Here is a 26,469-nt window from a genome sequence, read left to right on the forward strand (position 1 = left end):
GACTTCAGGCCGTCGGTGACGATCGCCTGCGGCTCAACGGGCTGGTTGCGAAGGAGGCGCTTGAGCAGCTTCAGGGCCGCGTCAGCGTCACGCCGGCGCTGCACGACGAGGTCGAGGACCTCGCCTTCGTCGTCGACCGCTCGCCAGATGTACATGTGTTTGCCGCCGATGGTGGAGACCATCTCATCAAGGTGCCACCGGGGCGAAGGCGCCGGCCGCAGACGCTTCAGGTTGCGGGCGATCTGCGGGCCGAACTTCTTGATCCAGCAGCGGATGGTCTCGTAGCTGACCTCGATCCCGCGCTGGGCCAGAAGCTCCTCGACGTCCCTGAGGCTGAGGGTGAAGCGGAAGTAGAGCCAAACCGCATGGCGGATGATGTCCGCCGGGAACCGATGATGCTTGAACGAGAGCGGCCGCACGCAAACCCCTGCCCCACAACAGCCTTTTCAGACTCCAAGTGGAGACAAGGTAGCGTTAGATTGACAGCACCCGCCGGGTTGCAGTGCTGTCCAACGACCTTGGCGGCCGATGCCCGCGAGGCGTCCGCGGCCTCGTCGCCAACATTCGCGAGCGCGCGCGGCTACTCGGCCGCTCCAGAGGACTTTGGTCGCAAGCGCTTCGAGAGTTCAAACACCTATAACGGCGGCTGACCGAAGTTTGCGCCAACAAGCCGGAAGAACTGTCAAATTGTGGCACCGGCCGCACTCGAGGCCGCCGACCCCTTGATGGCGGGAACCATCTCCGCACAATGAGCAGGTTTCCATTGCCTGGCAGTTCACGGTTTCCCGCCTCGCAACCGACCGGCCGAGTGACCGATTGATCCGCCCAGACATCCCTAGGTCGGAGCGGCCTCAGGCTGCGGCCAAAACGGATCGGCGTCTGCGAAGGCTTGCGCCGACCAGCCCGAAGCCGGCCATGAGCAGCGCCCAGGTCGCAGGTTCGGGGACGCCGCCGGTCGTGAAGCCTTGCGTCGAACCCAGGCCGCCCGTGGCCGCGTCGGTCGCGTAGATTCCTTGGGCGTATCCCGCAAAATCAGGATGTGACGCGCCCCAGGCGCTGGCAAGGCCAGCGTAGTAGCTCACGAAAGGCGAGCCGCCGGAGATCGTCAGGCCGGAGTATTCCGTCTCCCAGATCGCGCCCTGGATGCCGGCCAACCGGGCCGCATCGCTGGTCGCCTGGCCGAGATCGGCCAGGAAGCCCAGCTCTCCGGAGAGAACATGCCCCAGCGCCACGCCGGCTCCGGAGGTCGCGCCACTCGAATCCGTGAGGACTGCGCCTGTCTGGTAGGTGACCGGCGGGGTCGAGGAATCGAACTCGTGGAAGATGTCGACGCAGAAAACGAGGAGGCTGGTCGGCGCTGCGCCGTTGATGGACGCGGTGAGCACGTCGGGCGACTCGTAGACGCTGAGCGGATTGAATGTCTTGCCGTCCACGACGCCGCCCAGTGTCACGACGTAGCTGGAAGTCGCGAGGTGGTCTGCGGTGATCAGCACGGTCCCTGCTGAGGCCTGCGACGCCCCCCAAAGCGCGCAGCTGAGGGCGGTGGCCGATAGAAAGCGTCGGAAAAGCGGCTTGGACATGTCATCCTCAAGACTTGGACGCGAATGGCGCAGATCAACTGTTATCCCTCGCAACTTTGATGGCAACACGAATCCCTGATTCGGGGATTTTCAGTCATCTACCCGACATTGCGCAGTATTTACCTAAACCTAGACGTTCATTTCACAACCCAGCCGTGTCCGTTTGGCCGTCGTCGGTGACCCGTTATTCAGGATTGGCGCTCGAATTGTTGGACGCGCCGCTGCGGCGTCTGACGAAGTGCGGCGTCACCTGACAATCGCCGCGCTGCATCTTCCGGTCCGCATCACCGTAAGATCGCAGGGGGCGACGGAGCGAAAGTCGTTGTCCGCCTTCAGTCAGCACATCGCGCAACGTGTCAGGTCTCGCCGCCGGCAACTCAACATGACCCAGCATGCCCTGGGACACGCATGCGGCCTATCAGCTCAGCAGATCCAGAAATGCGAGAGTGGCGCCGTGGAACTTTCAGCCGCTCGCCTGTGGCTGATGTCTAAAGCGCTGAAAACCGATATCCTCTACTTCTTTGCCGACTTCGAGGGCTCTAGGAAGCAGTAATGCAAGCCCAAGCTACAGGAGCGACCGAACGAATGGCCGCCCTCATGCGGCGCCGGGCCCGGGAATGCACCGGGGCGCAGGCTGGTTCGTCGAACGCAGCAGACGTTGTCGCGCAGTGTCGCCAACCGCGGCCCCAGCTGATCTCGCCTCAGCGTCTTCCGGAAGAGCGCCTTACAAAGATCGATCCTAGAAGGCGGGGTCGCGCCTTCGAAGTTGCGTATGGCGCTCGGAACGGCAGGTGGCAGCGGGAATTAAAGCCGCGCGGGTGGGAGGATCGCCATGCCTAAGGACCACAGCCTACTGCATCCCGGCGTGATCAACGGCTTATTTCCCGACGCCGTAAAACACCAGTTGGGGCTAAGGGCAGAGCATTCGTTCACGAAGCTAAGGCGCTGGCCGTCCTCACAGTGGACAAGGTCTTGCTAGCCGCGGCGCGAGTCTAGGACGGGGGGAGCAGAGCCGTGGCTCGATATCTCCCTGGCAAAGACAAGTACGTGGCATTTGCCGCAATCGCCGAGGGCGGCCAAGTCTTCGTCGTCTTCGACCCCATTGATTCGCACGGACATATCCGGCGCCGGGCCGTCCGACTCGGTCCTGCAGTCACGCTTCGTCACGCCGAGAGCATGGCCGCCGACTTCAATGCGGGCATCGACTGGCCTTTTCGGGTGAATTTGGGAGAGCTTCTCCTCGGCTCTGAGATCCCGCACCTTCAAAGGGCGCCAGAGGCGTAGATGCTCCGCCCAAGTGCGGCCGGCAGGCACGGCCTCAGGCTGAAGATTTGGCCTGCCGGCGCCAACGATTGAAACCCGTCCCCGTTGTTGTGGTCCCAGGCCTAGCGCATTGTCGAACGTCCGCTTGGGGTCGAAGCGGCCCTTGGCCCTCGCCTCCGGATGGTGGGCCTACAAGACGCCAACGCGCGGTGGGGAGCGGACCGAACTTTTCGTAGGCCTTGCCTTGCGGACTTGCTCGCAACCCCCAAGCCGGCTTGCGCCTTGTAGTCGAAAGCAGGCTGAGCACGAGGTTCGCCGATGGAAGACCAGCCCGAGGAGTATGCGCCCAAATCTGGCTTCCGGACTTACGCTGACGACACGATCCGCCCGGAAAGTTTCCGTGAATACAATTCAAGTTCGCATTTTTCTGACGAGCAGCCGCCGACCGACTGGGCGGATGAGCCGCCCAAGCACCCTGCAAGGCGCTACAGGGGCGGGCTCGTTTCGATCTGCCTTGTCGCGGCGGCCGCCGCGGCTGGCGGCCTTGCCGTGCTCTGGCCAACCTTGCACGGCGGCGTAGTTCGCCGCGCCAGCGCACCAGGGGCGGACCACGAGCAGCTCTTGTCGATCGCGACGAGGCCGGATCACGAGCGGTTGTTGGCAACCACGGGCGTGACGCAGGGGACGCCCCTGGAAGCTCCTCCGCCGTCCTTGCCCCAGACTTCGCGACTCGAGGTTCTGCGCGCAGATCCCGTAGACGCCAATGTCCAGCCGTTAGACCGGCCGCCGAGAACCGCGCGGGCCACGGCCCCCTCTGGCGCGCGCCCGCCCACCGCTCCCCTTGAGGATACAGCCCCGCCCGCTGCAGACGCCGGCGAGGCTGTCGAGATCGCGGAACAAGCTCAAGCTGCCCTTCCTGAGGTTCAACAGGCGCGGCCGGCCGATCTAGCGGCCGTGCGCCAGCCGCCGCTCGCCCGCCTGCCCGCGCCGCTCCGATGCGACCGACCCATGTCACCAGGCCAGTCCGCGGTCTGTGATGATCCAGCGCTCGTCGCCGCGGATCGGCAGATGGTCGCGGCCTACCAGGCAGCCGCCGCCGCCGGCGCCCCCGAAGGCCTGCTCTGGCGGGATCAGGTGAACTGGCTCAATGCTCGCGAGGCCGCCGCGGCGCGCCAATCACGCTGGGCCGTGGAGGATCTCTACCGGCAACGGATACGCGACCTGCAGGCCGAGGCTGCCGCCGGCGCTCGATAGACGCAGGTCGCCAGGTCACACCGGAGCCTTTGAAGGTGGTGAGCCGCACGGCCCAGGACACGCGCCTGCGCGATTGGCCTCGGCTGGCGGTTTCGTTGAACGATTGCCAGGCGCTAAGCTTAGTCGGGTATGGACCTGCGCCTTAAGCCGATCGTCCTCGTGGTCGAAGACGAAGCACTGATCCGGATGCTGGCTGTGAGCGCCTTCCTGGACGAAGGTTTCGAGGTGCTGGAGGTGAAACACGCGGCCCAAGCCCGCGACGTCCATGGCCGCGCGACGCAGGTGCATCTGCTGTTCACCGACGTCAGCGCGCCCGGCGAAATGAACGGCATCGAGCTGGCGGAAGAGCTGAAGGCCAGGGCGCCGGCGCTGCAGGTCATCATCACCTCCGCGCGTCCGCTCTTGCGCGCGGTGGACCACCTTCCGGCGACCTTCGTCATCAAACCCTATGACGCCGAAAGCGTCTGCAAGACAGGTAGGGCGCTGCTTGCCGCCTAGACCCCGGCGCAGGCTTCAGACCTCCACGCCACTGAACCTCGCGGCCGCCCGCGAGTTTGGCGCTACGACTTGGAGCGGCGGATATGGCGAACAATGCGAAATCTGCGACCGGCGCGAGCCGTCGTGGCCTGATGTTGGGGTCGGTGGCCGGCGCCGCGGCGCTAGCTGGCGCGGCCGCGGCTCAGGGACCGCGGGACGGCCGCACCGACACCGAGCCACGCGTCCTCGACGGCAACCCCATGCCCGAGCCTGGCCCGGACAAGACCGCAGGCCCGGTCAAACCGGCCCGGGGCAGCCAGCTCGCCGGCAAAGTCGCCGTGGTGACGGGGGCGGCGCGCGGCATTGGCCGGGCCATCGCCGTGGAGCTTGCGGCCAATGGGGCCGACATTGTCGCGCTCGATATTGCCGGGCCCGTCAGCCGGGCGTCGAACGCCAAGCCGGCGACGCAAGCGGACCTGGATGAGACCGTCCGCCAGGTGAAGTCCTACGGCCGCCGCTGCGAGGGCGTGAAGGCCGACATCCGCGATATCGCGGCCCTGCGCCGGGTTGCTGACAAGACGGAGGCCGACTTCGGCAGGATCGACATCGTGGTGGCCAACGCCGCGATCCAGCGCTGGGTCCCGCTGCTGGAGATGCAGGACGACGACTGGCTCGACACGATCGAGAACAACCTCAACGGCACCGCCAACACCCTGCGCGCCTTCGCGCCGAAGATGGTCGCGCGCAAGAAGGGCCGGATCATCGTGCTGTCCTCCATGCAAGGCAAACACGGCACCAAGGACGCCTCGAGCTACTCGGCGTCCAAATGGGGGATCCTCGGCCTGATGAAGTCGGCGGCGCTGGAGCTCGGCGAGCACAACATCACTGTCAACGCCATCATCCCAGGCCTCGTGGACACCGCGCTCACCCGCTACGAGAAGCGGCTCTCGGAAAGCATCGGTGAGACCACCGGCAAGCCGCCGCCCGAGAACCCGACCCCGCAGGAATCTTGGGACATCCGGGCAGGCACCGTGCCGATGAAGGTGGGCTGGCTGCAGCCGGACGACATCTCGCCGGTGGCGGTGTTTCTGGCCTCGGACGCCTCGGCGATGGTCACCGGCGCGGAGTACGAGGTCACGGGCGGCGACAGCGCCAAGGATATCTGACGGAGGGTGACGGTTTGGCCGCGCCGACGCTGGAGATCCACCACCCGTGCGAAGGCGCCTCGTGCGGGGTCGCCGTTAGGGCGTGCGTCCAGGCTATTTCTCGACGTGGCCCTTGACCAGCTTCAGATGAACCACCTTTCCCGTGGGGTCCTTGGCGTCGACGCCAACCTTCGGGTCGGTGGGAAAGACCTGGCACATACTGCCGGGCAATCGCGGCTTCGACTGGCTGAGGCAGACCTTGTCGCCCTCCATTTTCCACTTGCCCGCGAGATCCAGCCCGCGACGGCTTAGACCCGTCCAGCTCCCATCTGGCTGCAGCCAGATCTTCCGGGACCGCCCATCGGGGTCGATCGTCAAAATGGTGTTGCCGAACGCCGCACTGACCGCGGCAGAGGGTTCGGCGGCGGCCTGGGCGCCGATCGGCGCGGTCAGCAGAGCGGCCAAGATGAGCAGAGAGGTTTTGGTCATGGCGACGCAACGCGCGACGACGAGAAAAGCGCCGCCAACCCGTCCCAGAAGCACAGCCAGACCGACGGGCGCCGTCCAGTCGTCCGGCGACAGGACAGCGGCGGTCCCGCCCCAGGCCAGCTTGCCGAAGGGTCGGCTCAATGGGTCGCGCGGCCCTCGTGATCTCCTCTCGGCTTGACCTCACCCACCGCTGTGTCGGGCGCCGCGCGCCTGCGGCGGACCTTCGGCGCAGCTCGAGCGTTGGGGTGAAAACGGTCCACAATTCACCGCGGACGACCGCCGATAACGGCTTGGGAGGCCCAAATGCAAAGTGATCTGTCGCCGGCCACGGCCGCTGAACTCGAAACGCAGTCCGCGGTATCTTGGGGCGCCGTCGTGGCGGGCTCGGTCGCCGCCCTCGCCGTGTCCGTTGTCCTGATGGCCTTGGCCGCCGGCTTTGGGTTGGAGCTGGCCGGGCCGTGGCCGGGGTCGATGGGCCGGATCGATCACTTCACGCCGGTCCTCGGGGCCTGGATGATTGTGGTTCAAGTCCTGTCCGCCGCACTCGGCGGCTACCTCGCCGGCCGCCTTCGGACCAGGTGGACAAACGTCCATGGGCACGAGGTGCACTTCAGGGATACGGCGCACGGTCTGCTGGTCTGGGCGACCAGCACCGTCGCGGGGGTCGTGCTGGCCACGGCCGTGCTCGCCCCGGCGACGCGGCTGGCGCGCCTCGACCTTGAGACCGCTGTCGCAGAGGCGCCCGTCGCCTCGCCGGAGGTCGCGCTGACGCCGCAGGCGGCTGTCACAGCACTCCCGCTGAACGTCGCGCCCATCTGGCGGCCCAGATTTCACTTTTTACGGGAATCGGCCTGATCCTCGCGGCCTTTGTGGCCTCGGTCGCCGCTGCGCTTGGCGGCTTGCGGCGTGAAGAGATGCACGTGACCTTCTGGCGGTCCGTGGCGCAAAGGCCGGCGCTCTAGCTGGCTGTCGAGGTCTTTCAGGCTGAAGGGGAATGGGCCACTTCCAACGCGCCCTCACTCAGGCCTGGGACGCCTTTCATCCGGTTCCGGCGCTCTACTACGCGCCCGGGGTCGCGCTGGCGCTGGCCGTTGGCTTAGCGACCGGGCAACCGGGCGGTGCTGGCCGCGGCCGGAGCGTTTTCCGCCGGGTTCGGGGCCTTCCAGCGGCTCAGCCGAATTCATGTCGCGCCGATAGTCTTGGCAGCCGCCTGCATGGGCGTGTCCACCGCGATCGGCACAGTGGCGAGCAGCACCCCCTTGGTCGACGCGGCGGTGGTGGCGACCGCCGCCTTCAGCCTTGGCCTGGCGGCCGGCCTCGGCGCCGCGCCCTTCTGGGTGCTGCTGCAGGGCGCGGTCTTTCTGGTTATCGCCGCCGCCAATCCCGGCGACGGGCGCGAAGGCCTGACGCGCGGACTGATCGTCCTGGCCGGCGGGCTTGGCGAAGCCCTTCTGGTAGCGCTGCTGCGGCGTGCGGCGCCGGCCGGATTTCCGCCGCTCTCCGGACCTGGCGCGGCGCCCTCGCCCGCGACAGCTGACGCCTGGGGCCGGGAGATCCGCCGGGTGCTCTCGCCGAGAGCACAGGAGTTCCGCTACGCCATCCTACTCGGCCTGGCCTCCGGCGCGGCCGTGCTGATCGCGCGGCGCCTGGTGACCTGCCCCCTTCCTGATCCCTCGGTTTGAGTGAGAGTCCGTCATCGAAGATGACGCCCTGCGCCTCGCCGATTGGGCGGGTTTGGGGGTTCGGCATCGCGATGTCTCCAATTTCTGCAGGACGTTTTCGCGGCGCGAGCCCGGCGTCCCGAGCAAGGACCGGCGATCTTTGACCAGCTCCATCGTACTCAGTGTTGAAGATGCAGGTTCGTGAGCTGATCCATCGGCATCATGTTGTGATTGAGGTTGGCCATGATCCAGAGTGAGCCGGCCACCACCAGGAAGACGATCAGCACGCCGAACGCCAGGGCCAGCACGTTGTTGGTGTTGTCCGGACCGGTGGTGATGTGCAGGAAGAACACCAGATGGACGCCCATCTGGGCGATGGCCAGCACGCACAGGCCGATCGGAATGCCCGGCGCCCACAGGAGATGGGTTTGCGCGACCCAGAAGGCCGTGGCGGTCAATCCCAGCGCAAACACTAGTCCGATGAGATAGACGCCGAGGCTCGGCAGGACGCGGCCGCGCTCTTCGCCTGGCGCGGCGTCGCCGCCGTCGCCGCGGCCGGTGTGGGACTCCACAGTCATCGGATCGCTCCCAAGAGGTAGACCACGGTGAACAACGCCACCCAGATGATGTCGAGGGCGTGCCAGAACAGGCTGAAGCACATCAGCCGGTGCAGGATCGTCGGCCGAAAGCCCTTGGCGAGCAGCTGCGCCATCATCGTGCCCAGCCAAAGCAGACCGCAGCTCACATGGGCGCCGTGACACCCGACCAGGGCGAAGAAGGCGGAGAGGAAAGCGCTGCGCTGCGGCCCTGCGCCCTGACCGATCATGTCGGCGAACTCATGCAGTTCAAGGGCCACGAAGCCGAGGCCCAGGAGGCCGGTGATCAGCAGGCCCAACTGGGTCCAGAGGACGCTGCGGGCTTCAGCCGCCACCATCATCAGGCCGCAGGTGAAGCTGGAGAGCAGCAGACATCCGGTCTCGATGGCCACGTTGTTCAGGTTGAACAGCTGGCGGCCGGTCGGCCCCCCCGCCGTCGCCCCCTGCAACACGGCATAGGCGGCGAACAGGGCCGAGAACATCACGATGTCCGACAGCAGGAAGATCCAGAAGCCATAGGCGATGATGATCCGCTTGGGCGCAGGACCGCCTTGGCCACGGCCGGCGTCCTTAGGGAGTCCGTCGATGCGCTCGCGGGCCCGTCCCAGCTTATGGGGATCGTGGGGACTGCGGACCGCGGCGTCGGCTGCGGTCATGCCGGTCGCCCCAGGCTGGGCAGCAGGACGTCTTGGCGCACCCGGCGCCGCTCACGGTCGATGCGCGCGACCTCATCAGCCGGAATCTCGAACTCGTCCTCGTCGCGCCAGGCGAACCACACGAAGGTAGCGAACGCGCCCAGGAGGCCGGCGATCACCATCCACCAGATGTGCCAGATGAGGGCGAAGCCCGTGACGGTGGAGAAGAAGGCGGTGACAAATCCGGTCGGCGAATTGCGGGGCATCTCGATGGCCGCGTACCGGGGTTCCGGCGCCAGGCCATCGCGGAGGGCGCGCTGCTTGATCCCCCAGTAGGCCTCCTCGCCTTCGACGTTGGGCATCACCGCGTAGTTGAAGAGCGGCGGGGGCGACGGCGTGGACCATTCCAGGCTGCGTCCGTCCCACGGGTCGCCGGTGACGTCCCGCAGGGCTTCACGGCGGCGGATGGAGACCACCAGCTGGACGACTTGGCAGAGGATGCCGCAGAGGATCACCCCCGCGCCAACCATGGCCAATTGCAGCCAGGCGACCCAGGCGGGGTTGTCGTAGTGCTGCATCCGCCGCGTCATGCCCATTAGGCCGACCACATAGAGCGGCATGAAGGCCAGGTAGAACCCTACCAGCCAGCACCAGAAGGCGGCCTTGCCCCAGCCTTCGTGCAGGCGGAAGCCGAACGCCTTGGGGAACCAGAAGGTGTAGCCGGCGAAGATGCCGAACAGGGTCCCGCCGATCACCACATTGTGGAAGTGCGCCACCAGGAAGAGCGAGTTGTGCAGCACGAAGTCGGCGGGGGGCACCGCCATGAGGACGCCGGTCATGCCGCCGATCACGAAGGTGACCATGAAGCCGATCGCCCAGAGCATCGGCGTCTCAAAGCGGACGCGGCCGCCGTACATCGTGAACAGCCAGTTGTAGACCTTCACCCCGGTCGGCACGGCGATGATCATGGTGGCGAAGCCGAAGAAGGCGTTGACGTCCGCGCCGGCGCCCATGGTGAAGAAGTGGTGCAGCCACACCATGAAGGACAGGATGCAGATGGCCATCGTGGCCAGGATCATCGAGCGGTAGCCGAACAGCGGCTTGCCCGAGAAGGTCGACACGACCTCGGAGAACACGCCGAACGCCGGCAGGGCGAGGATGTAGACCTCCGGATGACCCCAGATCCAGATGAGGTTGACGTACATCATCGCGTTGCCGCCGGCCTCGTTGGTGAAGAAGTGGAAGCCCAGGTAGCGGTCCAGCAGCAGCATGGCGAAGGTGGCGGTGAGCACCGGGAAGGCCGCGACGATCAGCAGGTTGGCGGCGAGCGCGGTCCAGCAGAACACCGGCATGCGCGTGTAGCCCATGCCGGGCGCGCGCATCTTCAGGATGGTGGTGACCAGATTGATCCCGGCCAGCAGGGTCCCGATCCCCGCGATCTGCAAGGCCCACAGGTAGTAGTCGACGCCGACGTCCGGCGAGAATTTGAGCTCCGACAGCGGCGGATAGGCCAGCCAGCCAGTGCGCGCGAAATTCCCGATCACCAGGCTGGCGTTGATCAAGAGGACGCCGGAGGCGGTCAGCCACAGGCTCACGGAATTGAAGGTTGGGAAGGCGACATCGCGGATGCCGAGCTGCAACGGGACCACGAAGTTCATCAGGCCGACGACGAAGGGCATCGCCGTGAAGAAGATCATGATCGTGCCGTGGGCGGAGAAGATCTGATCGTAGTGGTCGGGCGGCAGGTATCCCTGGCCTGCGCCGTGCGCGAGCGCCAAGTGCGAACGCATCATGATCGCGTCGGCAAAGCCGCGTAGCAGCATGAGGAAGCCCAGCAGGCAGTACATGACGCCGATGCGCTTGTGATCGACCGAGGTGATCCACTCCCGCCAGAGATAGGGCCAATGCCCCTTCACGGTGATCCATCCGAGCACCGCGCCCACCAGCAGCACCACCGCCAGGGCGCTGATCAGCGGGATCGGCTCGTTGAAGGGAATGGCGTCCCAGGTCAGCTTGCCGAACATCTCAAGGCTCCATGGCGGTCGGCATGGCCACCGCGGCGCCGGCGGGCGGCGGCGGCGTCTGGGTGCGCGCGAGCGCGTCGAACAGGCCCGGCGCGACCGCGCTGTAGGTGGTGGGCGCGACACCTTGGCTCGGTCGCGCCAGAGCCTGGTAGCCGGCCGCGTCGAGCGCCGGGCCTTGCGCCTTGGCGGCCGCCGCCCAGGCCTGGAACTGGGCGTCGGGCAGCGCATCGAAGACGAAGCTCATGCGCGAGAAGCCGTCGCCGCTGAACATGGCCGACAGCCCGGGAAAGCGGCCCAGTCGATCCGCCTGGAGGTTGAGCCGCGTGGTCATACCCGGCATGGCGTAGATCTGGGTGCCGAGTTGCGGCACGAAGAAACTGTCCATCACTGTCGCCGACGTCAGCCGCAGGCTGATGGGCCGTCCGACGGGGGCGACCAGGCGGTTGACGCTGGCGACGCCCTGCTCGGGGTAGATGAACAGCCACTTCCAATCGAGCGCCACCACATCGACCTCCAGGGGCGCGGCGCTGGAGGCCAGGGCCTTGGCCGGGTCGAGCAGGTGGCTGCCGGCCCATCCGATGCCGCCCAGCAGCAGCACGGTCATAGCCGGGATCGCCCAAACCACCAGTTCGATGCGGCCGGAATATTCCCAATCCGGACGATAGACCGCTCGACGATTTGACGCCCGGAACCACCAAGCCACGCCCAGGGTCGCCAGAATGGTCGGCACGACGATCGCCAGCATGATGCCCAGCGAGTTCAGCAGGATCAGCTTCTCCGCCGCGCCGACCGGACCTTGTGGATCGAGCACGCCGCCGCAGCCGCCCAGAGGCCAGCTCGCCAGCAACACCCAGCCTCGCCGCGCGAGGGGCTTGAATCGCGGAGGTGTGCGCAAGACGCTGCTCCAAGCCCTTGATGGAACCCCCAGCCGCCACACTCCTCCAGAAGCGCCAGCGTGTGGAGTCTGCGGGTGATGTCAGGTTAACTTCTCTGAGCCGCAAGATCCCCAACCCCGCGTCATTCAGCTCGCCGCGGTTGCGGCATTCCACGCAGCCTGAGCGCCGCCACGGAAGAGGCGGAGGGTATTGCGGCTAACGAGGTGGGTCTGGGTGTTGAAGGTGTTGTAGATGGCTGCGTGAGTGGTGAGAAAGCGCTGAGCTGAGGCGGCGGACTTGAACCGCTGCATCTTCCGTTCCCGTCGTCGGATGGGCAGGTGAGAGTTCTCCGCCCTATTGTTGTTGCGGCGCCCACCCGTTCGATGAAGGTCCTCAATCCCGAGAAGCCGCAGCGCCAACGCATAGGATTTGAAGCCATCGGTCGTGATCGATTCCGGCCAGACTGGCTGGTTTCCAATCAGCGTCGCTAGGAACCTCATTGCGGTGATGGTGTCTCGGCGTCTGGTCATGAAAAGGTCGAGGACCTCGCCTTCGTCGTCGACCGCGCGCCACAGATACATGCGCATCCCACCAATTTTGCAGACCACCTCGTCGAGGTGCCAGCGCGGTGATGGCGGCGGTCGCCTCTTCCGGAGATTCTCTGCGATCTGGGGCCCAAACTTGTTCACCCAGCAGCGGATCGTCTCGTAGCTCACCTCGATTCCGCGCTGGGCGAGCAGCTCCTCGACGTCGCGAAGGCTCATCGTGAAGCGGCAGTACAGCCACACGGCGTAGCGAATGACCTCCGCTGGAAACCTATGCCGCTTGAACGAGACGGGTCGCATCTATCTCTGCCCCACAGCGCTCCCCAAAGCGGGGCCGACCTGGAGACAAGTTAGCGTTAGCCTGACAGCACCCTCGATCGTGTTGCCGACGGCGTCGAAGATCTGCGAGGAGGTTTGCAGGGGGGTGAAGGTGGTTCCGGTGTAGGAGCCTCGTTGAACCTGGGTGGTCCGCCCCGGCGAGAGCAATCGACCAAGCCGCCAAGCTATCACCGGTTCCGGACGCCTAACGCCGAAGTTGGCGACCTGGCGCCCAGCCGCACGCTCGCCTCAAGGCCGCCCCCGGCCCGGTTGGCGATCTGCAGGTCGCCACCCGCGCGCTCAGCCATGGTCCTGGCGATCGTCAACCCAAGACCCACGCCGCCGGTCCGGCGTGATCGTGAGCGTTCCACGCGATGAAACGGTTGGAAGACTGCCTCGAGCAAGTCCGACGGTATGCCCGGGCCCCGGTCCGAGACCCGGATAACCACACCGAGCTCCGAGGATGCGCTCAAGTCCGCCGCGCCAGCATATTTCAAGGCATTGTCGAGCAGGTTCGAGAGGCACCTCTGCAGCGCCTGTGGCCGTGTCTGGATCGTGAGCCCCGTCTCGCCGCCCACGCTCACATCATGGCCAGCCCGCACGGCGTCCTCACACAGCGCGTGGAGCAGCGAGTCGACGTCGAGTTCGACGAGGGGCTCCGTCTCACCGGTCATCCGGGCGAGGTCGAGCCCATCGCGGATGAGATCCAGCATCGCCGACTGGTCGGCGATCAATTGCGCGCGGAGCTCTGGGTCCCCGACCTTTTCCAGACGCAGGCGCTGGCGGGTCATGGGGGTCTGCAGATCGTGGGTGATGGCGGCCAGCATCTGGGTCCGCTCCTGGACGTGCGCCTTCAGCCGGATCTGCATGGCGTTGAAGGCCGACGCCGCCTGACGCACCTCCTGCGGCCCCTCGATCTGCAGGGGCGGCTGGTCGAGGTCGTCGCCCAGCGCCGTGGCCACCTTGGACAGGCGCGCGAGCGGCGCAGTCGCCAGCCGAGAGACGACGAGCGCCAAGATCGCGGCTGCGATGGCCAGCACCAGAAGGAACGCCGGCGTCAGCGGCGGTCGGTCGGCCGGCGGCGCCTTCGGGCCTAGGGGAAAGATCAGCGCGACCCGCTGGCCGTCGCGCAGGTCCAGGGCGATGAGCCGGCAATCGGGCGGCGGCGGCGGTCTGCCGCCCGAGGGGTCAGGCGGCCACGGCGGAAGCGGCCGTGCAGCCGGTGGCGCGGGCGGCGGACGAGGCCGGCAGGCTTCACCTGGGAGTTCGGAGACCAGGACGTTGGCCGCGCCACCAAGGCGCTGCGCCAGTTGGCCTGTAAGTTTCGGATCAGGGGTTCCGACCGGGACCTGGCCCTCGACGAGGCGAGGCGCCTCGGGACCGGGGCCGAGAAGGGTCGCGCGCAAGCCTTCCGGTGCGGCTTCCAGCACCGCTTTCAGATCGACCACGCGGTCGGACAATCGCTGGCTGCGCGCATGCCGTTCGGCCTGACGCCGTTCCAGGCTAGCCGTGATGAAGGCCAGGGCCGCCGCGCCGATGACGCCCAACAGCAGGATCGCGAACAGCTGGCTCGCCATCGAGGCCGGCCAGGTCAGCCGCTTCATGGATCTCGCTCCACCGGGACGGCGAGCACATAGCCTTCGCTGCGCACGGTCTTGATCAGGCTGGGCGCACGGGCGTCGTCGCCCAGCTTCGCGCGCAGCCGACTGATCTGCAGGTCGACCGCGCGGTCGGTGCCGTCGATCTCGCGGCCAGCGCCGATCCGCGCCAGCTGTTCGCGCGAGAAGACCCGGTTCGGGTGTTCAGCGAAGGCCTTGAGGAACCGGAACTCGGCCCCAGAGAGCATGATCACCTGGCCCCGCTCGCCTATGAGATGGCGCCGTTGCAGGTCGAGGATACGGTCGGCGAACCGCAGGCGCTGCGCGGTCCAGCCTTCCGCCTCGTCGATCGCCAAGCCATCGCGTCGCTTGAGGATGTTGCGGATCCGCGCAACCAGCTCGCGCGGCTCGAAGGGCTTGGCCATGTAGTCGTCGGCGCCCAGTTCCAGACCGAGGATGCGGTCTATCGGCTCGCCGCGGGCGGTGAGCATGATCACCGGCAGGGAGGATTTGGCGCGGAGGTCGCGGCAGAGCGCGAGGCCGTCCTCCCGCGGAAGATTGAGGTCAAGAACCACGAGGTCCACGGTCTCGCGGTCCAGGACCCGGCGCATGGCCCGCCCGTCCTCGGCGCCGAGCACGGCGAACCCATAGGTTTCCAGCTGCTCCGCCAGGAGAGTGCGAATCTCGCGGTCGTCGTCAACGATCAGGATGTGCGCCCGCGTGTCCATCGCCGCACCATGCCGCAAAGCCGCGCCGGCTTCTCAGGAAAGAGGTGTCGGATTGTATCGGCCAGCGGGCCAGGCGGTTCCCGATACAACACGACCTTTCAGGATACACCTCGATACGAAAACGCCCCGCGAAGACCACGGCGCTTGGAGACGGTGATGTCGACGCCAAGACCGGCGCGACATCTTCAAGGACGCAGCTTATGCGAAACCGGACCGCCCTGCTCGCCTCAACTCTGTCGGCCATGGGGCTGCTCACGCTGGCCGCCGGCTCCGCCGCCTCCCAGCCCGCGCCGCCGCCGCCGCCGCCGCCGCTGAGCGTAGGGGGGGCCCCGCCTCCGCCACCGCCCGGCGCCCGTCTCGCGCCTCCCCGTCCCGATGACCAACGCGGTCCCGGCCCGGAGGGCGAGGGGCCGCGCCCGCCCGGCCCGCTGGCCATGGTCGACTGTCCCGGGATCCGCGGTCCCGGCGGCAGGCCGGGTATCGCACCGCGCACGCCGGGCGGCCCCGCCGACCGCGGCGACGCCCCGCCGCCACCGTTGAGCCTCGATGGCGCCCCTCCGCCGCCGCCCCGCTAGATGGCGCGCTCACGTCGCCTTGGTGACCGAGGCGACGTGAGGGCGCGATACAAATTGACATATTCCGTGCCGGAACACGCCCCCGCCGAAAACATTCTGCGTCGGACGCCCGACTCAAGGGGGCCGAACAAGGTTCGGTGAAGACAAAAGAATGCTGACCTGGGCGCACTTTGGTGACCTGCACGTCTCCGAGGAGGACGTCTGGCGGAGCCTGGCTGCCCTTCGAACTCTGGTGAGCGAGGCCAACCGCAGGCTCGACGACGATATCGACTTTGTCTTCCTGCCCGGTGACAACGCCAACCACGGGACGGTCGAGCAGTACGCCCGCATCGCCGCAGTGCTGGCCGAGCTGAAGCCGCAGGTTTTCCTCATCCCCGGCGACCATGACTTCGAGCCGAAAAGCCTTGGACCGTTCTATGAAGGCCTGGGCGCGCAGCGCCTGCCGCTGAGCGTGCTGATCGCCGGCCGGCGTTGCCTGTTCCTCGATATCGTCTCGTCCGGATCCGGCGGTCCGGATTTCCGCCTTGGCGCGTCCCAGACCGACTGGCTGGCCCACGAGCTCGATCTCGCCGACAGCGATCCGAACCGGCCGGTGGTGTTCATGCACGCCTTCCCCGGCGACCTTGCCGAGGGCGGCGAGGCCCTCGCCCGGCTTTTGGCCGACCATCGGGTCGCCTGCATCGACACCGGGCACACGCACTATAATGAGCTGCTGAACGATGGCGGCGCGATCTACACCGCCACCCGGTCCACCGGCCAGATCGAGGAAGGGCCGATGGGGTTTTCACTCCACGCGGTCGATGGCTCGGTGGTGAGTTGGCGCTTCAAGCCGCTGGGGACGCCCTGGCCGCTGGTGATGATCACCACGCCGAGCGACCGTCGGCTGGTGACGGACCCCGCAGACTGCGACCACGTTCCGCGCGGCGCCTTTGCCGTGCGCGCCAAGATGTTCGGCGGCGCGGCGGAAAGCGTGGCGCTCGCGGTCGACGGCGGGTTCCCGGTGATCATGGCCCCCGTCGTTGGCGAGCCCGGACTATGGACGGCAACCGCCGGGCCGCTGGCGGACGGACGCCACGAGATCATCGTGACCGCGAGGTCCGGGGGCGAAGCGCACCGTGACGCGATCGAGATCGAGACTCGCGCCGCCACCGCGCCCCCCGAGCGACGCCTGAAGCCGCGGGGCGGCGATCACGTCCACACCATCGGGGCTTGGCCGCAACGGGGACTGTTGGGCACGCAGCTCGGCCCCAACAAGAACGGCAAGATCAAATGGTAGGCGCGGCGGCGGCTTCCACGCAACCCGACCGCCAAACCCGCAGGGCGCTGGAGGCCCTGAACTTCTTCATGGCCGACATGCAGGCGGGCATAGGCCCGTTCCTGGGCGTCTTCCTGCAGCAGCGCGGCTGGGCGACCGGCGCCATCGGACTGGTGATGACCCTGGGCGGCGTCGCGGGGATGGCGGTCACCGCGCCGGCCGGCGCTGTCATTGATGCGACCACCCGCAAACGCGCCTACGTCATCGCCTCCGGCGTTTTCACGGTCCTAGCGTCCGCTCTGATCTGGGTTTCTCAGCGCTTTTGGGTGATCGCCGGATCGCAGGTCGCCACCGCCATCGCGGGCGCCGCGCTTGGCCCCGCCGTGGTTGGGATTACGCTCGGCGTGGCGCGGCAGAAGGGATTCAATCGTCAGAACGGCCGCAACCAGGCGTTCAACCACGCGGGCAACATGGTCGGCGCCGGCCTGTCCGGCCTGCTGGGATGGAAGTTTGGTTTCGGGGCGATCTTCTGGCTGGCGGCGATCTTCGGCCTGTTCACCATCGCCGCCGTCCTGCTGATCCCAGCCAAGTCCATCGACCACCGTGCGGCTCGCGGTCTCGAAGCCGCCGGCGAGGACCACCAGGCCAAGAGCTGGAAGGTGCTCTGGGAGTGCAAGCCGCTGCTGGTGCTAGCCGCGGCGCTGGCTCTGTTCCACCTGGGCAACGGCGCGATGCTGCCGCTCTACGGACTGGCGGTCGTCGCCGCCCACAAGGGCGACCCGGCGGGCTTCGTGGCCATGACCATTGTCGTCGCGCAGGCCGTGATGGTCGGCGCTTCCCTTATCGCGATGACGATGGCTGAGCGGCGAGGCTTCTGGCTGGTGATCCTGATCACCTTCATCGCGCTGCCGATCCGGGGGCTGGTCGCCGCCTCGGTGATCCAGGGATGGGGCGTCTTCCCGGTCCAGGCCCTGGACGGCATCGGCGCGGGCCTGCAGAGCGTCGCGGTCCCGGGCCTAGTGGCGCGGATATTGAGCGGCACCGGGCGAGTGAATGTCGGGCAAGGGGCGGTGCTGACGGTCCAGGGGATCGGCGCGGCGCTGAGCCCGGCGATCGGCGGCGCGATCGCCCAAGCCGTCGGCTATCGGGTGACCTTTCTTGTCCTGGGCGGCTTCGCGCTGGGATCCTTGGCGCTGTGGCTTGCCTTCCGACCCCTATTGAAACCGGCCTGCGACCGGTCCACGCCGCAATCCGTCACCACGCCCGCGGCGGCCTGATCGGCCATGGGGAGCTCTTCGTGACGGCCGCGCCGCAGACTCTGGCCATCTGCGCGATCGCCGCGCTGGCGACCGCGGGCGTCCTCGTCCGGCCGTTCCGCTGGCCCGAGGCGATCTGGGCCTGCGCCGGCGCCGCGGTTCTCATCGCCACCGGCCTGATGCCGCTCGCCGACGGCTGGCATGCAGTCGGCAAGGGCCTCGACGTCTACCTCTTCCTGGTCGGCATGATGCTGCTGTCGGAGACCGCTCGTCGGGAGGGCGTGTTCGATTGGGTGGCGGCGTTTGCCGTGAACCGGGCAGGGAGTTCGCCCCGCCGACTATTCCTGCTGATCTATGGCGTCGGCGTGATGGTGACGGCGCTGCTCTCCAACGACGCCGCCGCCGTGGTGCTGACCCCGGCAGTGTTCGCGGCGGCGAAGACCGCGAACGCCAAGCCCCTGCCGTATCTGTTCATCTGCGCCTTCATCGCCAATGCCGCCAGTTTCGTGCTGCCCATCTCCAACCCCGCGAACCTAGTGCTCTACGGCGATCACACGCCACCGTTGGCCTCGTGGCTCGAGAGCTTCGCCCTGCCCTCGGCGCTGTCCATCGTCGCCACCTACGTCGTTCTGCGCTGGTCGCAGCGCGCCAGCCTGGCCGGATCCTGCGACTGCGATGTGGCCCAGCCTGAGCTCTCGGCCGGCGGCCGTGCAGTGCTTATCGGCATCGGCGCGACGGCGATCGCCCTGCTGGTGGTGTCCGCGCTGGACATCCGACTGGGCGCGCCGACCTGCTTGCTGGGCGTCCTGACCACCCTCTCGGTCCTGGTGATCAAGCGCCAGTCGCCCTGGCCGGTGATGCGCGGCGTCTCATGGACCGTTCTGCCCCTCGTGGCCGCCCTGTTCGTCCTGGTCGATGCGGTGGACAAAACCGGACTGACCGGCGCGCTAGGTGGGATGCTTCAGAACGCGGAGCGAACCTCGCTGGCCGGCGCCGCCGCGGCATCGGGCGCGGCGCTCGCGCTAGTCTCCAACCTGATGAACAACCTGCCCGCCGGTTTGATCGCCAGCACCGTCCTGGCGCAATGCCATCCGCCAAAGAAGATCGTCGATGCGCTGCTCATCGGTGTGGATCTCGGCCCCAACCTGTCGGTCACTGGCTCGCTTGCGACCATCCTTTGGCTGACCGCCATCCGCCGCGAAGGCGAGCATGTGGGGGCCCTGACCTTCCTGAAGGTCGGGGTTCTGGTGACGCCGCCCGCTCTGATGTTGGCGCTCGGCGCGCGGCTCTTGTTGCCATGAGTCGATCTTGGGGATCGCTTCGCGGCCGGCGAACCTGGGGCGCCGGCGTCCACGTGGACCCGCGGCCCGCCGATACAATTCGATACAAGCTTCGCCTTTTCGCCGCCGCGCTTCGCCGGGACCTTGCGCCGCTTAGCGCCGGCTCCGGCGCGGAAAACGGCCGGCCCGTCCCTATGGTCAGCACCAACGAGCCGAGCCGCTGGGTGGACGCCCCTGACGACGCCCGCGTCGCGCCCGGCAGCGCCGACCTGCAGCTGGGACATGACCGACGGACGGCGGAGACGGCCCGAACGCCGCCGCGCATCGGCCGGGGCGATCTCGAGGACCGTCAGCTCGATCCCTGGCTCCCAAAATCTAAAAGCGCATTGGACCGCGAGAACGACGATGCCGGCGCTCCGGCGTTCGCAAACATCGATCGGCAGCTTGGCGTCTTCGAGACGGCGGCTGGGCCTCTGGATTGGCGCCGGCTCGGCGTCACCCCGGGGTTCAACGCGTGGCTGCTCGGCGTCTCGCAGGTCACCGCCGAAGACCAGGAGTTAGGTGTCATCTGGAACGCGGCGCTGCTCGCCCTCCTCGACGGCGGACCCGAGCGCTTTCGCATTCTCAGGATTGCGGAACGGATGACCAACGACGACGCGGCCGCCTTCTGGAACGGCCTTCGGCATCCGGACGATCGAGTCTCGCCCCCCAGGGGTCAAGATCGGGGGACTGTCGCACGAAGATTGCGCCGCCTTGGCCTGCTGAGCCCGAGGCCTGGATTCCTCACGCCTGGTCCGGCCCTCTGGAATCGGAAGCGCCTGTCGCGAGACGGCGCTCGCCTGGCGAGCCTGATCAACCGCGTGCAAACCTATCCGAGCCAAGCTCCACAACCTTAGATGTCCCCTCAGGCCCTTGAGACCGAAGAGAATTTCGGGTCGCGGCGAACGGGTTGGAACCCTGTTTGAAGGAATCAGTTGTTGAGCGACACGTCGACTTCCCGACACGGGACTTGGACTGCGGGGGCACGCCAAAATGGACGGTATCGGACCGTTGATCCTCTATGTGGAGGATGAGCCCGCCATCAGCGAGTTGGCCGAGGTTGCGCTTGAGGATGCAGGGTACGCCGTTGTCGGCCTGGCTTCAGCCGCCGAAGCGATTGCGATCCTCGACGCCCGCGCCGCGGACTTTGCCGCCCTGGTGACCGACGTCGACCTCCGATCGGAACTCACCGGGTGGGACGTCGCGCGCCATGCTCGGGAAATCGCGCCGAGCCTGCCGATTATCTACGTGAGCGGCGGAAGCGCCGGCGACTGGTCATCTCAAGGCGTGCCCGGCAGCGTGATGCTGGCCAAGCCCTACGCCTTGGCGCAGTTGGTCGTGGCGGTGTCGACCGCGACAGTGGAAGGCGGAGGCCCCGGAAGCCTGTCGAACTAGCCCGACCCGCGGGGGTCAGCTCGCGTAGATGCCCTGCAGCACGATATCGAAGTGCTCCTCGATCGCGACTGTGCAGCCGCACGACATCCGGCGAAGCGCGGCCGTGTCCTTGATCTCGATAAACCCCCGCCGCGTCGCAATCACCTGCTTGTCCCGCAGCGCTTTCAGCGTGCCGTTGACGAAGGTCCGCCCCACGCCGAGCATCTGCGCCAGCTCGTCCTGGGTGAGTTCGAAGACGTTTCCGTTGGTGCGGGCCGCCGCCGCCAACAGCCATTTGGCGGTCCGCTGGGCGATCGTATGAGTGGCGTTGCAGGCGGCGGTTTGGAACACCTGAGCCAGCAGGCAGTCGGAATACCGCGAGAACCAATGGCGAAGCGGCAGGGATTCCAACTTGGCGAGTTCCAAGGCGGCCGTTTTGATCCTCAGGAAACGCCCCGCGAAACGGACTTCCGCTGTCGCGTAGGCAGGGAGATGGCCGTTAGAGACGATACCGCCCACCGCGCCTTCGCGCCCCACGACGGCCACCTCCACCTGGTTGGCGCCCTGGTTGGTGGAAACGCAAAACGCCGCCATGGCGCCGCCGCAGGGAAACCAGGTCTCGTCGACGTCTTCTCCCGCCGGATGCAGGACATGGCCCGCCGCCAGATCGAACGCCGTCAAGTGCGGCGCCAACCGGGCGCGATCCTGCGGCGTGAGTTTTTCAAGCAACGCGTTGGAGGCGAGGTTGTCATCCACCGGCGTGGTCAAACCCATATCCCTAGGAAAGCCATGGCGTCGCGAGCCGCGGCCATCCTAGGCCGCGCTCCGAACTATCTGGACGCTTCAGCCATCTGGAGGTCAACAGCGCCTCAGCGATCCGCTGGAGTCAGCCCCACGCAACGCGTCCCTTCCCATATCTCGATGTCCGCCGCTTCCTGACGGGCCTTCGCTTGGTGGATCGCATCGGCGTCGTCCCGGCACTCGGCTTCAACCCTGTGGAAAATCCGCCCATCGGTTCCGATGAGATAGAATCGGTATGCGCGCATGACGCCCTCGCCGTGGCGTGTTTGCGCTCCAAACGTCGGGACGTCTGTCCACCACAGGACGTTGGTCGGCGTCGAGACTCCCGCCCGCGAAGGTCGCAACGGATCAAGCGCCAGAGGACGCCTGAACTCCACCGACAACCCTCCAACCATCTGCAGCGGGGAAGTCGTGGACGAACAAATTCAGCGCACAGGTCAATTTTCCCAGCCCATGACGAAACTTGAGCCGATCCAGCGTGTTGCGGGCGCATGTCGCGTTACTACTTTCATGTCCAGAACGGCGGTCTGCTCAAGGACGAAGAGGGCACGGACCTCGAGCACGCCGACGCCGCGCGGATCGAGGCCGCCAAGCTCTTGGGCCAGCTCGTCGCGGAACGGCCGGAGGATATCTGGCTCGGCGACGCTTTCACCATCACGGTCAAGGATGACGCCGGCCTGACGATGTTCCTGCTCGACTTGGCCGTGACGACGTCCTCCGCTGCGCCGCCTTGCCGGCTGACGCGTCGCTAGCGAGCCGTTTGGCGCGCCGCTGCGCAGCTGGTCAGCAGGTTCGCTAGCGAAAGTCCCCTAGTTCAGCCGCCAGATTTCGAGATTCAGAACCGCCGCGAACGCTACCCAGACGGCATAGGGAATCATCATCAGGCCGGAGAGCCGGTCGATGCGCCAGAAGACGACCGCGGTCATCACAACCCCTGACAGCAGGACCACCACCTCGCCAAGCGCCCATGCCGGTTGGCGCAGTCCGAAAAAGATCAGCGACCACGCCAGATTCAAGACCAGTTGCGCCGCGTAGAGCGTGAGCGCCGACCAGAGGCCGGACCGCCTTGCCCGCCGCCAAACGCGCCAAGCGGCAACCGCCATAAGGATGTAGAGAATGGTCCAGACCGGACCAAAGACGGCGTTCGGCGGATTGAAAGCGGGCTTGTTCAGGCCCAGGTACCAAGTGGTTACGCTCGAGGCCGTGGCGAGTCCGCCAAGGGCGCCGACACCCAGCGCCACGCCGACAAATGCAATCGCCGAGATCAAGCCGCTCCGCGTTGTGGACTTGACGGGCTGGGTCGTCATGGCCGCCTCCTGGCGCTCGCTATGAAGTGCGATCTAAACCGCCGCCAGGCGGCGACTTCGCTGGAGAGACACTGGTAGTGGCGCTATCCGCGCCTTTTTTGCAACGACGGCGTTCTCTAGGCGGGTTCGTACGTCGGCTGAGCAACTGACGCCGCGCTAGCGGCTTACGCCCCCGCAGTCGCTTGGGGGCGAGCCGATGTACACGCTGTTGGTCTACCATCCCGGGGAGAAGGCGGCGCGCGCGACCATCAAGGTGCCAAAGGCTGCGGACGTCCTGACGACGATCCCGGAGGTCCTGGCCGAGCATCACACCTGCGAGCATGTGGTGGTGATGTTGGACGACATCCGACTGTTCGCTGTGGATTGCGTCGGCAACAGGTTGCCGTAGCCCCGGGCGCCGGGGTTGTCAGGTTAACTCCTCTAGGCCGCAGGAGCCCCAACCCCGACGAGGTGGGTCTTGGTATTGAAGATGTTGTAGATCGCTGCGTGAGTGGTGAGAAAGCGCTGGTCGTGGCGGCGAACTTGAACCGCTGCATCTTCCGCTCTCGTCGTCGGATGGGCAGGTGAGAGTTGTCCGCCCTATTGTTGTTGCGACGCCCACCGGTTCGATGAAGGTCCTCGATCCTGAGAAGCCATAGCGCCAGCGCGGGGATGGTGGCGGTCGCCTCTTTCGAAGATTGTCGGCGATCTGGGGCCCGAACCTGTTCACCCAGCATCGGATCGTCTCGTAGCTCACCTCGATTCCGCGTTGGGCGAGCGGCTCTTCGACATCCCGCAAGCTCATCGTGAAGCGGAAGTACAGCCACACGGCATAGCGGATGACCTCCGCTGGAAACCTATGCCGCTTGAACGAGACGGGGCGCATCTAACTCAGCCCCCGCAGCGGTCCCAAGCGGCCGATCCGGAGACAGGTTAGCGTTTGACTGGCCCCACCGCCAATCAGAGGCGAGCGGTCTCTGAAGTCCTTGGCCGGCATTGTCAGACTAGATCCCCGTGATAACCTTCGGGACCTCCCTGAGGGTCTTTGGTCGGCCGCGCCTGGTCACCCGCGACCAAGGTGCGAATATTCGGCAAAGCAAGCCGGCGCGCCTCAAGTCCTGAAGAGAGGAGCCGGGGGAGGCGCATGCATGGCGATGGGAGCAGCCGGATGGGCGGCGCTCGCGGCGGCGGGCGCGTTCCTGGCGCCGGGCGCGAGTTCGGGAGAGGCCATCTCCGCCCCGGCGCGTAGCGCCGTCCTCGCCACATACTCCGTGAACGGCCAGCCGATTCCGTGCGTGGCGCAATCGGACGGTGTGCGCGTGTGCCATGGGGATGGGAAAGGACCCAGCGGCCCCGATTTCCGCCTGAAGACCTTCGACGGCACGCCGCTTGAACTCTACGTCACCCTCCCGCCGGCGCCCGTCTCCGGAGCCGATGGCGGCTATCCGCTGGTGATACAGAGCCACGGCTGGGGCGAGCCGCCGAAAGGGCCGGACGACGGGCAGTACGGCGGCCCGACGGCGCGTCAATGGGCGAAGGAGGGCTACACCGTCGTGCAGCTGGCGGCGCGCGGCTGGGGCGACTCGTGCGGCAGCATCGCCTCGCGGCTCCTCAACCTGCCGGGGTGCGTGAACGGCTACGTCCGCCGGGACGACTTCCGCTACGAAGTCCGCGACGCCCAGTACGCAGCCGGGCTCCTGGTCGACGAGGGGATAGCCGACCCCAGGCGGATCGGCGCCCACGGCGATTCCTATGGCGCCGGCGCCTCGCTGGCGCTGGCGACCCTGAACGACCGGGTGATGAACGCTGACGGGACGCTGAGCCCCTGGACCAGCCCCAAGGGGACGCCCCTGCACCTGGCCGCCGCCGCGCCCTTCGCCGGATGGGGCGACGACACCGCGCTCGCGCCGAACGGGCGTTGGCTCGACACGCAGACCACCGCCACGAACCGCGCCGCGCCGGTCGGGGTGCAGAAGATGTCGATCGGTCGGGGACTCTTCACGGTCGGCATGCAGGGCGCCTATTACGCCCCGCCGGGCGGCGACCCCGACATGGTCATGGAGTTCGCGCTCGCGACCGCCGGCGAGCCATACGAGAAACCGCCGGTCCAGGCGATGCTCAAGGCGGGCGCCCAATTCCACTCGTCCTATGACCTGCTGGCCGGGACCTTTGGAACGTCCCGGCGGGCGCCGGCGCCGCTGTTCCTCGCCAACGGCTTCACGGACGACGTGTTCTGGGCCGATCAGGTGCTCGTCTACTATAACCGCCTGCGGGCGCTGTACCCGTCCGCGCCGGTCGAACTGCTGTTCGGCGACATCGGTCACCAGCGCGCGCAGAGCAAGCCAGCCGATCTGGCGCTGACGAGCGCCCACATCCACGCGTTCTTCGACTACTACGTCAAAGGCGCCGGACCCCAGCCCACGCTTGGCGTGACCGCGCTCACCCAGACCTGCCCGAAAAGCGCCCCGTCCGGCGGCCCGTACGCCGCCGCCACATGGGCGGCGCTTCACCCCGGCGCGGTCGACTTCAGCTCCAAACCGACCCAGACGATCCTTTCCACCGGCGGCGATCCCAAGGTGTCCAAGGCGTTCGATCCGGTTTCCGGCGGCCTCTCCTGTACGACCGCGCCCGCGGCCGACGAGGGTCGCGGCGTCGCGACCTACCGGCTGCCGACCCCCACCGGCGCGGGATACACCTTGCTGGGATCGCCGACGGTGACGGCCGATCTGCGGGTTACCGGCGAGTTCGCCTACATCGCCGGACGGTTGGTCGATGTGGATCCCGCGACGAACACCAAGACGCTCGTCGCCCGCGGCGCCTACCGGATCGATCCGAAGGCGCCAAACGGCCGCCAGACCTTCCAGCTCTCGGCAAACGGATGGTATTTCGCGCCCGGCCACATCCCGCAGCTCGAGTTGCTGGGCCGGGATGCGCCCTTCCTGCGCCCCTCCAATGGGGTCTTCTCGATCGCGGTCTCGAACCTGGAGCTGCGGCTGCCCATCCACGAAGTCTTGGGCGCCATCAGCCCAAACCCAGCGCGGCCTTAAGGCCAGCGCGCCCCGCCGGGATACCGCTTGGCCGGAGCCCGCCGCCCCAGGCCAGCGGCAGGCTTCAGGCGCCTTATATAGGCTATATACGAAAGCGCTTTCCCTCGTAGATTCAACGAATAGACCTTGCTTCGGGACTCTGGAGACCTTTGTTCGAAAAACAATGTTCGCGTGTCAGGTGAGTGTGTTTGACCGGCCCAAATGTTTGGATAACGTTAGTATCTGGTAACAAACGGGCAATCAGCAGGGGTGCTGGACGCCATCACGCGTGGCTCACTTTGGAGGGGTCGATCATGGTCAGGCTTTCGAAACTCGCATTGCTGTTCGCCTCGGCAGGCGCGGTCGCCTTCTGTGCGACGGCGGCGTCC

General features: G+C 66.9%; 27 protein-coding genes and 1 pseudogene. 15 read left to right on the top strand and 13 right to left on the bottom strand.

The genetic code is table 11. From position 1 onward, the window contains the following. Positions 1-419 (bottom strand): IS6 family transposase (locus E8A49_RS16950; RefSeq protein ID WP_293384064.1); only part of this gene is annotated, 419 nt, incomplete at its 3' end. Between the two features lie 432 nt (positions 420-851). Next, a complete protein-coding gene (locus tag E8A49_RS16955; RefSeq protein ID WP_293384067.1) occupies positions 852-1,580 on the bottom strand; it encodes a PEPxxWA-CTERM sorting domain-containing protein in 729 nt (242 codons plus the stop codon). A 238-nt stretch (positions 1,581-1,818) separates the two neighbouring features. Between E8A49_RS16955 and E8A49_RS23225 the strand changes: the two genes are divergently transcribed. The 5 genes from E8A49_RS23225 (at position 1,819) to E8A49_RS16975 (ending at position 5,740) form a co-directional block, all read left to right on the top strand. Next, a complete protein-coding gene (locus E8A49_RS23225; RefSeq protein ID WP_366928833.1) occupies positions 1,819-2,133 on the top strand; it encodes a helix-turn-helix transcriptional regulator in 315 nt (104 codons plus the stop codon). Between the two features lie 461 nt (positions 2,134-2,594). Continuing rightward, positions 2,595-2,864 carry a hypothetical protein gene (locus E8A49_RS16960; RefSeq protein ID WP_293384070.1) on the top strand — a complete coding sequence of 90 codons (270 nt, stop codon included), beginning with the start codon at positions 2,595-2,597 and terminating at the stop codon, positions 2,862-2,864. A gap of 1,047 nt (positions 2,865-3,911) precedes the next feature. Further along, positions 3,912-4,097: a hypothetical protein gene (locus E8A49_RS16965; protein WP_293384073.1), complete on the top strand. Its 186-nt coding sequence runs from the start codon at positions 3,912-3,914 to the stop codon at positions 4,095-4,097. A 129-nt stretch (positions 4,098-4,226) separates the two neighbouring features. Then, entirely contained in the window at positions 4,227-4,595 is a 369-nt protein-coding gene (locus E8A49_RS16970) for a response regulator (RefSeq protein ID WP_293384076.1), read from the top strand. Between the two features lie 83 nt (positions 4,596-4,678). Continuing rightward, positions 4,679-5,740, top strand: a complete 1,062-nt coding sequence (locus E8A49_RS16975) for an SDR family NAD(P)-dependent oxidoreductase (RefSeq protein ID WP_293384079.1) — start codon at positions 4,679-4,681, stop codon at positions 5,738-5,740. Between the two features lie 93 nt (positions 5,741-5,833). On the opposite strand, the gene E8A49_RS16980 is transcribed toward E8A49_RS16975, so the two are convergent. Next, the gene (locus E8A49_RS16980; RefSeq protein WP_293384082.1) at positions 5,834-6,349 is read right to left on the bottom strand and encodes a hypothetical protein; all 516 of its coding nucleotides are present in this window, start codon (positions 6,347-6,349) and stop codon (positions 5,834-5,836) included. Positions 6,350-6,511: 162 nt separating this feature from the next. Here E8A49_RS16980 and E8A49_RS16985 point away from each other — a divergent pair, with 162 nt between their 5' ends. Together E8A49_RS16985 and E8A49_RS16990 are read left to right on the top strand one after the other, a co-directional pair. Continuing rightward, on the top strand, positions 6,512-7,063 hold the full coding sequence (locus E8A49_RS16985; protein WP_293384085.1) for a hypothetical protein: 552 nt from the start codon (positions 6,512-6,514) through the stop codon (positions 7,061-7,063). A gap of 359 nt (positions 7,064-7,422) precedes the next feature. Next, on the top strand, positions 7,423-7,890 hold the full coding sequence (locus E8A49_RS16990; protein WP_293384087.1) for a hypothetical protein: 468 nt from the start codon (positions 7,423-7,425) through the stop codon (positions 7,888-7,890). Positions 7,891-8,048: 158 nt separating this feature from the next. On the opposite strand, the gene cyoD is transcribed toward E8A49_RS16990, so the two are convergent. From cyoD to E8A49_RS17025, 7 genes are all read right to left on the bottom strand, one after another. Further along, entirely contained in the window at positions 8,049-8,447 is a 399-nt protein-coding gene (cyoD, locus tag E8A49_RS16995; protein WP_293384090.1) for a cytochrome o ubiquinol oxidase subunit IV, read from the bottom strand. After that, positions 8,444-9,121, bottom strand: coding sequence for a cytochrome (ubi)quinol oxidase subunit III (locus E8A49_RS17000; protein WP_293384093.1), 678 nt, complete (start codon positions 9,119-9,121; stop codon positions 8,444-8,446). Before E8A49_RS17000 ends, cyoD begins: the two co-directional genes overlap by 4 nt. Continuing rightward, positions 9,118-11,124 (bottom strand): cytochrome o ubiquinol oxidase subunit I, encoded by a 2,007-nt coding sequence (gene cyoB, locus E8A49_RS17005; protein WP_293384096.1) that lies wholly within the window; start codon positions 11,122-11,124, stop codon positions 9,118-9,120. The genes E8A49_RS17000 and cyoB overlap by 4 nt, the downstream gene beginning before the upstream one ends. Before the next feature lies 1 nt (position 11,125). After that, a complete protein-coding gene (gene cyoA / locus E8A49_RS17010) occupies positions 11,126-12,019 on the bottom strand; it encodes a ubiquinol oxidase subunit II (protein WP_293384099.1) in 894 nt (297 codons plus the stop codon). A 126-nt stretch (positions 12,020-12,145) separates the two neighbouring features. Further along, entirely contained in the window at positions 12,146-12,844 is a 699-nt protein-coding gene (locus E8A49_RS17015; protein ID WP_293384102.1) for an IS6 family transposase, read from the bottom strand. Between the two features lie 206 nt (positions 12,845-13,050). Beyond that, the gene (locus E8A49_RS17020) at positions 13,051-14,466 is read right to left on the bottom strand and encodes an ATP-binding protein (RefSeq protein ID WP_293384105.1); all 1,416 of its coding nucleotides are present in this window, start codon (positions 14,464-14,466) and stop codon (positions 13,051-13,053) included. Beyond that, entirely contained in the window at positions 14,463-15,188 is a 726-nt protein-coding gene (locus E8A49_RS17025) for a response regulator (protein ID WP_293384108.1), read from the bottom strand. Before E8A49_RS17025 ends, E8A49_RS17020 begins: the two co-directional genes overlap by 4 nt. A gap of 726 nt (positions 15,189-15,914) precedes the next feature. Here E8A49_RS17025 and E8A49_RS17030 point away from each other — a divergent pair. The 5 genes from E8A49_RS17030 to E8A49_RS17050 all read left to right on the top strand — a co-directional run bounded on the left by E8A49_RS17030 (position 15,915) and on the right by E8A49_RS17050 (position 20,988). Then, positions 15,915-17,039, top strand: a complete 1,125-nt coding sequence (locus tag E8A49_RS17030; RefSeq protein WP_293384110.1) for a metallophosphoesterase — start codon at positions 15,915-15,917, stop codon at positions 17,037-17,039. Next, positions 17,033-18,295, top strand: a complete 1,263-nt coding sequence (locus E8A49_RS17035) for an MFS transporter (protein WP_293384113.1) — start codon at positions 17,033-17,035, stop codon at positions 18,293-18,295. Before E8A49_RS17030 ends, E8A49_RS17035 begins: the two co-directional genes overlap by 7 nt. Before the next feature lie 20 nt (positions 18,296-18,315). Then, positions 18,316-19,575, top strand: coding sequence for an arsenic transporter (locus tag E8A49_RS17040; protein ID WP_293384116.1), 1,260 nt, complete (start codon positions 18,316-18,318; stop codon positions 19,573-19,575). 173 nt (positions 19,576-19,748) lie between these two features. After that, positions 19,749-20,450: a hypothetical protein gene (locus tag E8A49_RS17045; protein WP_293384119.1), complete on the top strand. Its 702-nt coding sequence runs from the start codon at positions 19,749-19,751 to the stop codon at positions 20,448-20,450. 136 nt (positions 20,451-20,586) lie between these two features. Further along, positions 20,587-20,988, top strand: coding sequence for a response regulator (locus tag E8A49_RS17050; RefSeq protein WP_293384122.1), 402 nt, complete (start codon positions 20,587-20,589; stop codon positions 20,986-20,988). Between the two features lie 15 nt (positions 20,989-21,003). On the opposite strand, the gene E8A49_RS17055 is transcribed toward E8A49_RS17050, so the two are convergent. Then, entirely contained in the window at positions 21,004-21,735 is a 732-nt protein-coding gene (locus E8A49_RS17055) for a Crp/Fnr family transcriptional regulator (protein ID WP_293384125.1), read from the bottom strand. A gap of 524 nt (positions 21,736-22,259) precedes the next feature. Between E8A49_RS17055 and E8A49_RS17060 the strand changes: the two genes are divergently transcribed. Beyond that, positions 22,260-22,520 carry a hypothetical protein gene (locus E8A49_RS17060; protein ID WP_293384128.1) on the top strand — a complete coding sequence of 87 codons (261 nt, stop codon included), beginning with the start codon at positions 22,260-22,262 and terminating at the stop codon, positions 22,518-22,520. Between the two features lie 57 nt (positions 22,521-22,577). On the opposite strand, the gene E8A49_RS17065 is transcribed toward E8A49_RS17060, so the two are convergent. Continuing rightward, entirely contained in the window at positions 22,578-23,075 is a 498-nt protein-coding gene (locus E8A49_RS17065; RefSeq protein WP_293384131.1) for a TspO/MBR family protein, read from the bottom strand. 196 nt (positions 23,076-23,271) lie between these two features. On the opposite strand from E8A49_RS17065, the gene E8A49_RS17070 reads away from it, so the two are divergent. Next, the gene (locus E8A49_RS17070) at positions 23,272-23,463 is read left to right on the top strand and encodes a hypothetical protein (RefSeq protein ID WP_293384133.1); all 192 of its coding nucleotides are present in this window, start codon (positions 23,272-23,274) and stop codon (positions 23,461-23,463) included. A gap of 270 nt (positions 23,464-23,733) precedes the next feature. Here the strand turns inward: E8A49_RS17070 and E8A49_RS17075 are convergent. Further along, a pseudogene (locus E8A49_RS17075) lies at positions 23,734-23,940 on the bottom strand (IS6 family transposase); the annotation flags it as partial. Positions 23,941-24,202: 262 nt separating this feature from the next. Between E8A49_RS17075 and E8A49_RS17080 the strand changes: the two are divergent. Beyond that, entirely contained in the window at positions 24,203-26,101 is a 1,899-nt protein-coding gene (locus E8A49_RS17080; RefSeq protein WP_293384136.1) for a CocE/NonD family hydrolase, read from the top strand. The last annotated feature ends 368 nt before the right edge of the window (positions 26,102-26,469 follow it).

It is taken from the genome of Phenylobacterium sp. (genome assembly GCF_004799515.1).
GTDB lineage: Bacteria > Pseudomonadota > Alphaproteobacteria > Caulobacterales > Caulobacteraceae > Phenylobacterium.

What these genes read in the sequence shown, in the direction of transcription:
- E8A49_RS16955 (WP_293384067.1), bottom strand. Translation starts at nt 1,580, where the DNA reads ATGTCCAAGCCGCTTTTCCGACGCTTTCTATCGGCCACCGCCCTCAGC.
- E8A49_RS16965 (WP_293384073.1), top strand. Translation starts at nt 3,912, where the DNA reads ATGGTCGCGGCCTACCAGGCAGCCGCCGCCGCCGGCGCCCCCGAAGGC.
- E8A49_RS16970 (WP_293384076.1), top strand. Translation starts at nt 4,227, where the DNA reads ATGGACCTGCGCCTTAAGCCGATCGTCCTCGTGGTCGAAGACGAAGCA.
- E8A49_RS16975 (WP_293384079.1), top strand. Translation starts at nt 4,679, where the DNA reads ATGGCGAACAATGCGAAATCTGCGACCGGCGCGAGCCGTCGTGGCCTG.
- E8A49_RS16985 (WP_293384085.1), top strand. Translation starts at nt 6,512, where the DNA reads ATGCAAAGTGATCTGTCGCCGGCCACGGCCGCTGAACTCGAAACGCAG.
- E8A49_RS16990 (WP_293384087.1), top strand. Translation starts at nt 7,423, where the DNA reads ATGGGCGTGTCCACCGCGATCGGCACAGTGGCGAGCAGCACCCCCTTG.
- cyoD (WP_293384090.1), bottom strand. Translation starts at nt 8,447, where the DNA reads ATGACTGTGGAGTCCCACACCGGCCGCGGCGACGGCGGCGACGCCGCG.
- E8A49_RS17000 (WP_293384093.1), bottom strand. Translation starts at nt 9,121, where the DNA reads ATGACCGCAGCCGACGCCGCGGTCCGCAGTCCCCACGATCCCCATAAG.
- cyoB (WP_293384096.1), bottom strand. Translation starts at nt 11,124, where the DNA reads ATGTTCGGCAAGCTGACCTGGGACGCCATTCCCTTCAACGAGCCGATC.
- E8A49_RS17015 (WP_293384102.1), bottom strand. Translation starts at nt 12,844, where the DNA reads ATGCGACCCGTCTCGTTCAAGCGGCATAGGTTTCCAGCGGAGGTCATT.
- E8A49_RS17020 (WP_293384105.1), bottom strand. Translation starts at nt 14,466, where the DNA reads ATGAAGCGGCTGACCTGGCCGGCCTCGATGGCGAGCCAGCTGTTCGCG.
- E8A49_RS17025 (WP_293384108.1), bottom strand. Translation starts at nt 15,188, where the DNA reads ATGGACACGCGGGCGCACATCCTGATCGTTGACGACGACCGCGAGATT.
- E8A49_RS17030 (WP_293384110.1), top strand. Translation starts at nt 15,915, where the DNA reads ATGCTGACCTGGGCGCACTTTGGTGACCTGCACGTCTCCGAGGAGGAC.
- E8A49_RS17035 (WP_293384113.1), top strand. Translation starts at nt 17,033, where the DNA reads ATGGTAGGCGCGGCGGCGGCTTCCACGCAACCCGACCGCCAAACCCGC.
- E8A49_RS17045 (WP_293384119.1), top strand. Translation starts at nt 19,749, where the DNA reads ATGGTCAGCACCAACGAGCCGAGCCGCTGGGTGGACGCCCCTGACGAC.
- E8A49_RS17050 (WP_293384122.1), top strand. Translation starts at nt 20,587, where the DNA reads ATGGACGGTATCGGACCGTTGATCCTCTATGTGGAGGATGAGCCCGCC.
- E8A49_RS17060 (WP_293384128.1), top strand. Translation starts at nt 22,260, where the DNA reads ATGTCGCGTTACTACTTTCATGTCCAGAACGGCGGTCTGCTCAAGGAC.
- E8A49_RS17065 (WP_293384131.1), bottom strand. Translation starts at nt 23,075, where the DNA reads ATGACGACCCAGCCCGTCAAGTCCACAACGCGGAGCGGCTTGATCTCG.
- E8A49_RS17070 (WP_293384133.1), top strand. Translation starts at nt 23,272, where the DNA reads ATGTACACGCTGTTGGTCTACCATCCCGGGGAGAAGGCGGCGCGCGCG.
- E8A49_RS17080 (WP_293384136.1), top strand. Translation starts at nt 24,203, where the DNA reads ATGGCGATGGGAGCAGCCGGATGGGCGGCGCTCGCGGCGGCGGGCGCG.